Below are 8,489 nucleotides of genomic sequence, written 5' to 3' on the forward strand. Positions count from 1 at the left end.
TTTCTCAATGATCGAAACAACAAATAAAATGATTAGACTGATGTCGAGAGCCGTTTTTAACGGTCCCGCTGCCACATCCTGACGGAAAAACAACATATACGCCAGGGCGAGAAGAACAACAATATCGGTAGTGGACTGTACACTTTTCATTTTTTTGAAAGTGGCTGGCTTTCAAGTATTTTTCATTATTCATTGCATTTGTTATACTTGGAGCAAGGGAGAAGCGCTACCTTCTCCCTCGGCTCAAAATCATCTGCGCTTTCTTGGACGTCGGCGTTTTTTGATTTTGGGCTTTTTTGTTTTGAGCTTTTCTCTGATGATGAGGATTTTTTCAACAACTGTGAGAGTTGTAAGGATAATCCCCAGTACCAATGCGATTTCAGCCACTTTCTTTCCCTCCTTTCTATACTTTAATTATACCCCATAACTTTACTTGAGTAAAGTAATTTAATGGGCTTTTTTCATTATTTTTCTAATAAAAAAGAGCCTATTCACGCTAAACAGAATAGGCTGTGATCTGCTCTATTTTTCATTTTCAGACGGGAACGTTCAATGTTCTTCTGCACTGTTCCTTTTTTAATCCCCAATAACTGCGCTATCTCTTCGAATGACATGTTTTGCACAGAATGCATCATGAATATGTCTTTTTCTCTTTCTGTGAGGACGGAAAGGGCATCAGCGATTCTTTCCTTATCCCAATCGCTTACCTCTCCCTCAGCTTCTTGAACGATTGCATACTCTTCCGGCAGCGCATCAATTAAGCGTGGCTCAGCCAGAATCGTCCTTTGATATGCGTCTCTTCTGTCAGCACCTCGGCGTGCACCGGGCTGTCTTCCGTTCTGCAACCATTCAAGAGTGTACTGGATGTCACTGATCATGCTACTGATAATCTTTTTGTCGTTGAGTTGTTCAGCCGTCAGATTGACTTCAGCTGTATCTTTATAGAACCGATACATTTTTCTCGTTTCCCTTAAAGCTCGTTTGTATTCAATGATTAAATCCTGCATTCTGATTCCTCCCTTTATTTGCGCTTAAATGCGCCACCCTTGCCTCGTTTAAGTGTTTGCATGTTCGTGTTCATCATTTGTTGCCAGAAACGATCTGAGCGCTCCTGTTGCTTCTGTGATGGTTTCTTTTTGGGCTGTTTCATGTCTCACCACTCCTTTCACCGATAGTAATCGCGATAGACATCCAGATAGTTGCGAAATAAAAAAACGGACACCAATCAGAGCACAGTAATTCTGTGCAATGATCAGTGTCCGCAGGCTTTCCGTCTTGGACTTATTCAGTTAAAGCAGCACATATGTAGCAATGTTGCCGATGATTGCTGCGATACATATTGCAGTTAAGTGATTTCTAAGCTGTGAATCCTTTTCCTCTCCTATAACGCCGACAAGAGAAATTATCAGAACCAGCAGGAGAACTATTTTAAAGGTTATTATCACTCGCCTTCCCTCTTCTCTATATACTTATCAATATCTTGAAAAAACGCCGCGGCCGTGAATGCAATGATTGCTCCTATTAACGTGATGTTCGCTTTCATGTCCGGGCGGTAATCGTACTGGAAATAAAACCAGAATCCTAACCCTATCAGCAGAAAAACTATTCTCAGTGCCATTGTATCCCCCTTATTTGATATAAAATTTCGCTGATTCAAACGTACCGATATAGTTCCGTTTGCCGGAATCAGAATAGCAATCCAGCTGGATGACATAGGTTCCTTTCCCGGTTTTATTCCGAATCGTTTTCACGTTGAATGATTTCAGAGGCGTTGCCGTTTTGAAGCTGCCCCGCTGTACCAGATTCGTATCAGTCAGCCCGCCGCCGCTGCGCTTCTTGTAAACGCCTGCCGTGTAATAAAGAGTGCTTGATCCTTTCTTCTCTGCTTTCCAGTCCACTGTGGATGCGTTGGCCGTATAAGTTGTGGCGTCCGTAAACACCCGACCGCTGTACCCGGATTCATTTTGCCAGCCGGACCATGCTGCGGAAGCCGACGGCGCAACGGCCACCGCTCCCGTAAGTAATACTGCTGATAGAATGATTGATTTGAATAGTTTTTTCATAGTTCTTCCTCCTCCTCGTTGTCTTTAAAACCGTTAACATTATTTTCGCCTACCCATCCGCATTTACAGATATATTGAAAGAATGTCGGTTCGAGATAGCTCCTATTTAGGCACTTTCCTGTCTTAACGGAAAAGTCAGCAGACCACGCCTCTTGCACTCTCATTTTAATGCTGCTGTTCCCACATTCCGGGCATTCGGTGTATTCGCTCATTCCGCGCCCTCCTTAACCTGGTTCATCCTGCCAGTGAAATCTTCCTCACGCCTTAAATAATCTCGGGCGCTTTTGTAACTCGGAAACCATAAATACAACCTGTCACCGAGAAAATTAATTGTTAAATCAAAGTTGCCGTCTGCTCTTTCGTCTATGGTGTATGTGTAATTTCCTTCTTTCGCCGTCCACTTCTTCATTCCGCGCCCTCCATTCACGACATAACCCTTTAAAAGCGCCGTATTCAAGTCATCAGCGGACATGCTGTTGAGTGGTTCGAATAGTCCGTCCCATGGTGTCAGATCGCCTGATCTAATAACAAAATGCATGTAGACAAATTGACGTCTTGCAAATTCCTCGGGTTTATTACTGCCGCATGACCTTTCCACCATGTCGGGATTAGCTTTGGCCCGCATGAGAAAATAATCTTTCCCCTCCTCAATCGCCCAAGCTTGTGCCTCCGTGACTTCAACCTTATCGCTTTGTTTGTTTGTGATTTTCGCTTTTGTCATAATAGGGAACCATCCCAGTGGACGGGCTGGCCGTACGGATGAAATGATCGGGTTGTCGGTGTGGTTCATTCCGCGCCCTCCTTTGCTCTAATCTTGTATCGCGTTTTACAATCCTTGCTAACTTGTTTCAATTCAGCAGCGAAACAGTCGAGACAGATATTTTCTTGTTTTCTATGGTCACCGGTGTTTTGTTTTAGTTGCTTAACATCTGATCTAAACGCACACCTTAAAGGCTTTTCAAAGATAGGTGCAGTATTTTCATGAATATCTAATCCACAAGTTTCACAACATAAATTCCCCATATTATTTTCTCTCCCTTATTTCCGCCCGCCGACGGTATTTTGTAGAAATTCATGCACATGACACATCAGCAGCATGCCGCCTGTTTCCGGTCCGTGCTTTTCACGGAAGACAGCCAATGCTTGTTCGAAAGCCTGCCTGTAATCCTGTTTCATTGTTTTACCTCTGTACCGCAGGCATTCAAAGCCACTATGCAAATTGCCATTTGTGGCGTTTCGGCAATCGCTGTGAAAACGCGTTCCTCTGTCGGTATTACTGCAAGGTATGGCGCATAACTTCTGTTTGAATCCCTATCAATTTTCACATGTTTGAATTTCTCTACTACCAACCAGGCTTGATCAAGGTTTTCGGTCGGAGAAAATTGATCCGGTATGGTCATTTCTCCATCTTCTGTATAGGCAGATGTCACACCGATGTTAGGAAAGGTTTGAGTTTGCCAACCCATCACCTTTTCAGCAATCAATCGGTCAATTTCTCTTTTATTTTTCACGCTATTTCCTCCTCAGCGCCCATGCCGCGGCCACAATGCGGGCAACGGGCATCTGCGCGAATTTCTAAATCAAGTCTTGTATAATCGCAGTCCGGGCAATGGTATTCGATCATTTACTATCCACCCATTCATCAAAACTGTAGGCGTAATCAACGCTTTCAATGAAACCTATCTCCTTCGCCTTCTGACGGATCTTCATACATCCCTCATAGCTGTAAGCCCATATTTCTTTATAATCCCTCAGCTCGCCGCATTTCCCTGTTATGATGAACTTTCTAAAGCTGTTGACCAGTTGCCACATGTTGCCTCCATACGAAAAGCCGTTTGGACCACCGTATCCCAATTCATACGGATAAACGTCAGCCCCCGTGTAATCATCAACGAAGAACAGTTTTTTCTTAAACCTGAAATACGCTATCTGATTCTTTGACTTACAGTAGAAAGTACGTCTATCAATGCTTGCGATAAGCTTGATCAAATCGTTTATGTCATTCATGCGTTTTAATTGCTCTGCTGTTGCCATCCCTTAACCCCCGATCAAATTCGGTAGGACAGAGATAGCGCAGAAGATGAATGCCACGCATGCCCCGACCAGCCAGATATTTGTTTTATCCCGTTTAGCGATAATGGTATTGCCTATCATTTTTAGATCGTCAGACCGAGCGACCAGCGTATGGATGTATTCCGGGGGAACCTTCAAAAGCTCGGCCGCCTGCTCGACGGTCATTGCTTCGTCTTTTGTGGCCTTAACGCTCCGTTGCAGTTCTACTTGTAATGGCATCATTCTGCATCGCCCTCCATGTCAAAAACTTCAATCGGCGGCATTTCGCCAAGCATGTTGAATATGTCCTTTCTTTGCTCAATGAGACTCTTATCAATAACAGCCGTACTGTGCTTATTGATGATTCTGATTAAATCCTCACCAACGCTTTCAAATAATTTCAACGTGTCTTCTTTGTTGGATGTCATCTGATAGATTTTAGGAGTCATTGGAACTTTAAGGAACTGCAGTCCGGTTGTTACTTCTGATACGTTAATGTGATCAAACGCCGGGATAGCACAAAAGCGATATTTTCCCACTTGAATTTCATGACCAACTGCCGGAACCCAATGGCAGTCCTTCGGGTTACTTTTATTAATAAAAGCTAAATAGAACTTTTTTAACTGTTCATCTACTGTGATTTTCATTCCGCATCACCCTCCAATTCTTTGCCTTCAAGAAGCTCCTTCGCATATCGGGAATACCTTTGAATTACTAATTCAGGCGCCGTTCTCTCTGTTTTCATATTTGCGAACAGATGAAAGGCTTTTCTGAACCTGTCATTCTCTTTTGTAAGCCGGTGAATCTCTTCCTGAGCCTGACGGAACTGATTGACCGCAATTTTTTCCTGCCGGTGATGTTCCCGATTAATGGCCTGTTGCATGATTACCTCAGTGGCGAGCTTGTCTATTGCTATTTCCAAAGAGATTGGCATGGGCGTATCCGCTGCCCCTTTTGAAAGGGTGCAAATGTAAGTGCCTGTATATAAAACTTCACCGTTCGACAAGTTGATTTTGTATTCTTTCAAGACCGTTCCTCCCCCGCAGGGGAAAACCCCTGCTATTTGAATTTATGGCCGATCTCGTAATCACAACGAGCCAGGCCGCCTTTTATTGTTTGAATGATTGTTTTACCGTGTTCCGGGGCGTCCATTAAATGAGCAGTCCCTTCAGTACCATCTAAAACGATGATGCGGACTTTCCCCGGCTCGATGCTTTGCTGAATAGTTGTTTCATAGTTTTTTATTTCTGTTGGCTTGTTCACTCTGGCCGCCCCCTGTGCTATGATAGAAGTACCAGTTCATATCAATGCATCGGGGCCACGGCTTCGGTGTTTTTTGTTTTACGACGGCAGCCGCATTGTTACGCCAGCTGACGGTTTTAATTCCTCGTGGTAGATGATCGGATGCTTTTCGATGTATGCCGCCAACTGCTCCGGCGTCATTTTCCATTCCTTAACTGGTCCTGGCTTGTAGTGGTTGATTTTTTCTAGCATAGCGATAACCTTCTGAATTGATTTTTGGTATTTCTGAACCTCCAAGCTTTTTACAATCCGCTCCCATGCGGCTGGCGCATCGTCTGTATTCGGAACAGAGCGTCATGCAGGCCATGAGCTTATCTTCCTCCTGCACCCACAAGGGCCGATCGTCTGCGATTACCACGTTTTGCAGTGGTCTTCCCCGCCTTCCTTTTGAGTTTTTTCAGCTCGTCCAGCTCAATGAAGCCGAGTGCCTTATCCAGAGCCAGTACCTTCAGTGGTGTATCGTATAGGCGCTCATATAGCTTGCGTTTGATGGCAAATTCCTTTGTTTCCACGCCTTTGATGTCAATGACCTCGATGCTGCCATCCAAGTTATGAACCTCGAAGTCTGCAATATATTCAATCTTCCGAAAAGTTTTGCCGTTCTTTTTGAATGCCTCTTGCAGCAGGAACCTTGGCTGCAGCTTAAAATCTTTGATTTGCTTGCTCACCTTGAGCCATTTCAATTGCTCATAGTATTTGGCTTCGGCCCGGCTATCGAACGTAATGCCGTCCACCTGTGTTTTTCTGGCGCCGTACTTATTCGTTTGCATGTGCCGCCTCCCGAATAGCCTCGGTGATCGTTTGTTTCGTTTGGTGAATCAGCGCTTTTAATTCTTCGAAATTGTTCGCCTGCCCCGTTAAGATTTCCATGTTTAGGATTCGATTGCACGCAGACTCTAAATCCTTGAAATATCCAACTGGCTTGTACCCGACCTCGCCTGACGGATTGCCCTCTTTATCCTGCTTTTGAAATTCGATGCTCAAGATAACGTTCATTGGATCAGATGTAATTCTGTATTTACCGATGTCTAAATTCATTCTTCCGCCTCCATATCTCTGACTATTACCTTATCGGCCTGTTACCGCGTGCCGTCGTTACCTCCCGTCAATTTGTTCCCAATGATGAATCTGCTTTTCTTTGTATGGTGCCGTTAGTATGATGGCGGGCAGCAGAATAACCGCTTTAAGCACTGCGCATCAGCTCCATTTGTTTGATTTTTTCCTCAAGCACCCGGATAGCCGGGGTAAGGTCCTGACCGCCCGTTTGTTCAGCAGGCCCGAACATGTACATGCCGCCGGATGCCGTGAAACTTGCCTGTTTATCCATTCCTCAACCCTGCCAATCTATGATTTAATAGCATCCTGTCTCCCTCAATGACCACAACATAGTCGGCACACATTTCATAAAGCCGGGTGCCGAGCGCCTCGTCTATCTTTACGATTTGCTCGATATTCAATTCGCTTGAGATCAAGACTGGTTTATGGTTCAGATAGCGATAGTTGATGACAGAGTACGTTTGCTCGACCTGCCAATCAGTGGCCCGTGGCTTCCCGTTCAGAGGCTTGAACAGATCATCTATAAACAGGACTTCAACTTCTTTCATTCGCTTGAGCTTTTCTTCAAGCTTGTCAAAATCATCTTTCAGGTCGTTGAATCCTTCGACGTATGGGAAATACTGAACAGCGATATTTTTCGATTTGATCAGCTTGTTTGAGATTGCAGTAAGCAAATGCGTTTTGCCCGCCCCTGGCTGCCCGAGAAGGGCAATGCTGTTGTTGCGAGTACTGCGAATGTTATCGAATTCCTTGTAATATTCGACTGCTGTTTCATAGGTGACTTTTACCATTGCTGGCTTGCCCTCGGTTATGAAATTCTTGAATTGTAATCTTTCAAATTCCGGGGTAATGTCACTGGAGTTCATTAATTTCCGAATGCGACGGCGCTCGATGCACCCACATCGTACCCATATTTCATAGCCGTCCTTGTTTTCGATATAGCCGAGTTCGTCTTTGCAAGTGGGGCAGTCATATTCAACCTTTTCTTCTGAGGCGGCCGACTTGTCCGCCGAAAATTGAGCCGACCTGTCCTGAAGTTCTTTCATGACTGCCGCCATCGCCTCGTCCGTACTTTGTGTTCTGTTGTTTGTTGGCATACTGCTGTTTCTCCTTTCTTTTCTGGCTGAATGGGTTTGATAGGATCGTTTCGATGTAATTCAGATTGACGTTGTTGCCCTTGTTTCTGAAAGCCAGTTTCATTGCCTCCATGACTTTCTCTTCGCCGTAATCTTCCACCATATAGTCGAGCCGTTGAACCTCCATCGGGCCAATGGTACGGGCTGTTCTGTTTTCGAATAGTTCAAATGCGTTTTTCATTTTTTCGTCAACCTCCTGCTGTGCTTCTGGCATTGCCGCCGGGTCTTTCTTCTTGTTGTAATTTCCTAACTGTATGTACTCGGCATAATTCAACACCGTCACAATGAAACCGCGTTTTTGCGGCAGCCGGTCTAGTTTCAAATACTCTTGCTTTACCATCCGATCTAACGAGTATTTGATCTGATCAGAAGACCAGTTGAAGCGTTTGGCTAAATCTACAAGCTTAACAATTGTCTGTCCGAGCTTTAGTTCTTGGTCTGCCCTGTACTCCGCCCGTTTGAATAAATAATCGTATATTGTCTCATCTCGTGAATCTTTAAATGGCAGGCGGGGCAGGACCACATACCCCAAACCTTGCATATCCATGCCGCTCACCTACTTCCTTTCACACAGTGCTGTCATGCCGCTGATGCGGACTAAACGTAAGCCAGGTTCATTTGTTCTGAGATAGCCTTCGACATAATCACGGAACAGTTGGGCGCGATTTGGTGTCCCTTCCGTCATCCACTTGTAACAGAAAGGGATGCCTACCTTAATCAAATGGGATGTCATTTTCACTAATATCAACAGGCTTACCACCAAAAGGATCAGCATCCTGCGCACTTGGTTTTTCTGCCTGTTGTTCAGATTCACTCAAAAACTGATTTCCGCCTAAATCTAAAACATTTTCGTCATATACTGACTGGGCTTCTGCTGTTA

General features: G+C 44.6%; 20 protein-coding genes. All 20 read right to left on the reverse strand.

The features are described 5' to 3' along the window. Positions 1-249: 249 nt before the first annotated feature. Complete coding sequence (locus AXI59_RS19960; protein WP_167348363.1) at positions 250-387, reverse strand: hypothetical protein; 138 nt, start codon at positions 385-387, stop codon at positions 250-252. A gap of 104 nt (positions 388-491) precedes the next feature. Next, positions 492-1,007 carry a sigma-70 family RNA polymerase sigma factor gene (locus tag AXI59_RS07485; protein ID WP_061527804.1) on the reverse strand — a complete coding sequence of 172 codons (516 nt, stop codon included), beginning with the start codon at positions 1,005-1,007 and terminating at the stop codon, positions 492-494. Positions 1,008-1,021: 14 nt separating this feature from the next. Then, positions 1,022-1,150, reverse strand: coding sequence for a hypothetical protein (locus AXI59_RS19725; protein ID WP_156476238.1), 129 nt, complete (start codon positions 1,148-1,150; stop codon positions 1,022-1,024). 291 nt (positions 1,151-1,441) lie between these two features. Continuing rightward, positions 1,442-1,618 (reverse strand): hypothetical protein, encoded by a 177-nt coding sequence (locus AXI59_RS19965; protein WP_167348364.1) that lies wholly within the window; start codon positions 1,616-1,618, stop codon positions 1,442-1,444. Between the two features lie 10 nt (positions 1,619-1,628). Then, positions 1,629-2,063, reverse strand: a complete 435-nt coding sequence (locus tag AXI59_RS07490; RefSeq protein ID WP_061527805.1) for a hypothetical protein — start codon at positions 2,061-2,063, stop codon at positions 1,629-1,631. Then, positions 2,060-2,275, reverse strand: coding sequence for a hypothetical protein (locus tag AXI59_RS07495; protein WP_061527806.1), 216 nt, complete (start codon positions 2,273-2,275; stop codon positions 2,060-2,062). Before AXI59_RS07495 ends, AXI59_RS07490 begins: the two co-directional genes overlap by 4 nt. Beyond that, entirely contained in the window at positions 2,272-2,853 is a 582-nt protein-coding gene (locus AXI59_RS20155; protein WP_063668156.1) for a hypothetical protein, read from the reverse strand. Before AXI59_RS20155 ends, AXI59_RS07495 begins: the two co-directional genes overlap by 4 nt. A 248-nt stretch (positions 2,854-3,101) precedes the next feature. Next, complete coding sequence (locus AXI59_RS19970; RefSeq protein WP_016938691.1) at positions 3,102-3,239, reverse strand: hypothetical protein; 138 nt, start codon at positions 3,237-3,239, stop codon at positions 3,102-3,104. Then, complete coding sequence (locus tag AXI59_RS07510; protein WP_061527808.1) at positions 3,236-3,574, reverse strand: BC1872 family protein; 339 nt, start codon at positions 3,572-3,574, stop codon at positions 3,236-3,238. The genes AXI59_RS19970 and AXI59_RS07510 overlap by 4 nt, the downstream gene beginning before the upstream one ends. Before the next feature lie 109 nt (positions 3,575-3,683). After that, positions 3,684-4,097: a hypothetical protein gene (locus AXI59_RS07515; RefSeq protein WP_061527809.1), complete on the reverse strand. Its 414-nt coding sequence runs from the start codon at positions 4,095-4,097 to the stop codon at positions 3,684-3,686. A 3-nt stretch (positions 4,098-4,100) separates the two neighbouring features. Next, positions 4,101-4,358 (reverse strand): hypothetical protein, encoded by a 258-nt coding sequence (locus AXI59_RS07520; RefSeq protein WP_061527810.1) that lies wholly within the window; start codon positions 4,356-4,358, stop codon positions 4,101-4,103. After that, positions 4,355-4,762: a hypothetical protein gene (locus tag AXI59_RS07525; RefSeq protein ID WP_061527811.1), complete on the reverse strand. Its 408-nt coding sequence runs from the start codon at positions 4,760-4,762 to the stop codon at positions 4,355-4,357. Before AXI59_RS07525 ends, AXI59_RS07520 begins: the two co-directional genes overlap by 4 nt. Then, positions 4,759-5,142, reverse strand: a complete 384-nt coding sequence (locus AXI59_RS07530) for a hypothetical protein (RefSeq protein ID WP_061527812.1) — start codon at positions 5,140-5,142, stop codon at positions 4,759-4,761. The genes AXI59_RS07525 and AXI59_RS07530 overlap by 4 nt, the downstream gene beginning before the upstream one ends. Before the next feature lie 32 nt (positions 5,143-5,174). Then, a complete protein-coding gene (locus tag AXI59_RS07535) occupies positions 5,175-5,378 on the reverse strand; it encodes an XtrA/YqaO family protein (protein ID WP_061527813.1) in 204 nt (67 codons plus the stop codon). Between the two features lie 78 nt (positions 5,379-5,456). Next, a complete protein-coding gene (locus AXI59_RS19975; RefSeq protein WP_167348365.1) occupies positions 5,457-5,609 on the reverse strand; it encodes a hypothetical protein in 153 nt (50 codons plus the stop codon). 119 nt (positions 5,610-5,728) lie between these two features. Next, complete coding sequence (locus tag AXI59_RS07540) at positions 5,729-6,187, reverse strand: DUF1064 domain-containing protein (protein WP_061527814.1); 459 nt, start codon at positions 6,185-6,187, stop codon at positions 5,729-5,731. After that, positions 6,174-6,455 (reverse strand): hypothetical protein, encoded by a 282-nt coding sequence (locus tag AXI59_RS07545; RefSeq protein ID WP_061527815.1) that lies wholly within the window; start codon positions 6,453-6,455, stop codon positions 6,174-6,176. The genes AXI59_RS07540 and AXI59_RS07545 overlap by 14 nt, the downstream gene beginning before the upstream one ends. A 145-nt stretch (positions 6,456-6,600) precedes the next feature. Continuing rightward, on the reverse strand, positions 6,601-6,744 hold the full coding sequence (locus tag AXI59_RS19980; protein ID WP_167348366.1) for a hypothetical protein: 144 nt from the start codon (positions 6,742-6,744) through the stop codon (positions 6,601-6,603). Beyond that, a complete protein-coding gene (locus AXI59_RS07550; RefSeq protein ID WP_420806837.1) occupies positions 6,737-7,519 on the reverse strand; it encodes an ATP-binding protein in 783 nt (260 codons plus the stop codon). Before AXI59_RS07550 ends, AXI59_RS19980 begins: the two co-directional genes overlap by 8 nt. Continuing rightward, positions 7,449-8,156, reverse strand: coding sequence for a DnaD domain protein (locus tag AXI59_RS07555; RefSeq protein ID WP_061527817.1), 708 nt, complete (start codon positions 8,154-8,156; stop codon positions 7,449-7,451). The genes AXI59_RS07550 and AXI59_RS07555 overlap by 71 nt, the downstream gene beginning before the upstream one ends. Between the last annotated feature and the right edge of the window lie 333 nt (positions 8,157-8,489).

Origin of the sequence: Bacillus nakamurai (assembly GCF_001584325.1) — a bacterium.
In the GTDB taxonomy this organism is placed as follows: domain Bacteria; phylum Bacillota; class Bacilli; order Bacillales; family Bacillaceae; genus Bacillus; species Bacillus nakamurai.

Excerpts from the sequence above, each read along its gene's own strand:
- AXI59_RS07485 (WP_061527804.1), bottom strand. The coding sequence starts at position 1,007 with ATGCAGGATTTAATCATTGAATACAAACGAGCTTTAAGGGAAACGAGA.
- AXI59_RS19725 (WP_156476238.1), bottom strand. The coding sequence starts at position 1,150 with ATGAAACAGCCCAAAAAGAAACCATCACAGAAGCAACAGGAGCGCTCA.
- AXI59_RS19965 (WP_167348364.1), bottom strand. The coding sequence starts at position 1,618 with ATGGCACTGAGAATAGTTTTTCTGCTGATAGGGTTAGGATTCTGGTTT.
- AXI59_RS07490 (WP_061527805.1), bottom strand. The coding sequence starts at position 2,063 with ATGAAAAAACTATTCAAATCAATCATTCTATCAGCAGTATTACTTACG.
- AXI59_RS07495 (WP_061527806.1), bottom strand. The coding sequence starts at position 2,275 with ATGAGCGAATACACCGAATGCCCGGAATGTGGGAACAGCAGCATTAAA.
- AXI59_RS20155 (WP_063668156.1), bottom strand. The coding sequence starts at position 2,853 with ATGAACCACACCGACAACCCGATCATTTCATCCGTACGGCCAGCCCGT.
- AXI59_RS19970 (WP_016938691.1), bottom strand. The coding sequence starts at position 3,239 with ATGAAACAGGATTACAGGCAGGCTTTCGAACAAGCATTGGCTGTCTTC.
- AXI59_RS07515 (WP_061527809.1), bottom strand. The coding sequence starts at position 4,097 with ATGGCAACAGCAGAGCAATTAAAACGCATGAATGACATAAACGATTTG.
- AXI59_RS07520 (WP_061527810.1), bottom strand. The coding sequence starts at position 4,358 with ATGATGCCATTACAAGTAGAACTGCAACGGAGCGTTAAGGCCACAAAA.
- AXI59_RS07525 (WP_061527811.1), bottom strand. The coding sequence starts at position 4,762 with ATGAAAATCACAGTAGATGAACAGTTAAAAAAGTTCTATTTAGCTTTT.
- AXI59_RS19975 (WP_167348365.1), bottom strand. The coding sequence starts at position 5,609 with ATGCTAGAAAAAATCAACCACTACAAGCCAGGACCAGTTAAGGAATGG.
- AXI59_RS07540 (WP_061527814.1), bottom strand. The coding sequence starts at position 6,187 with ATGCAAACGAATAAGTACGGCGCCAGAAAAACACAGGTGGACGGCATT.
- AXI59_RS07545 (WP_061527815.1), bottom strand. The coding sequence starts at position 6,455 with ATGAATTTAGACATCGGTAAATACAGAATTACATCTGATCCAATGAAC.
- AXI59_RS19980 (WP_167348366.1), bottom strand. The coding sequence starts at position 6,744 with ATGGATAAACAGGCAAGTTTCACGGCATCCGGCGGCATGTACATGTTC.
- AXI59_RS07550 (WP_420806837.1), bottom strand. The coding sequence starts at position 7,519 with ATGAAAGAACTTCAGGACAGGTCGGCTCAATTTTCGGCGGACAAGTCG.
- AXI59_RS07555 (WP_061527817.1), bottom strand. The coding sequence starts at position 8,156 with ATGGATATGCAAGGTTTGGGGTATGTGGTCCTGCCCCGCCTGCCATTT.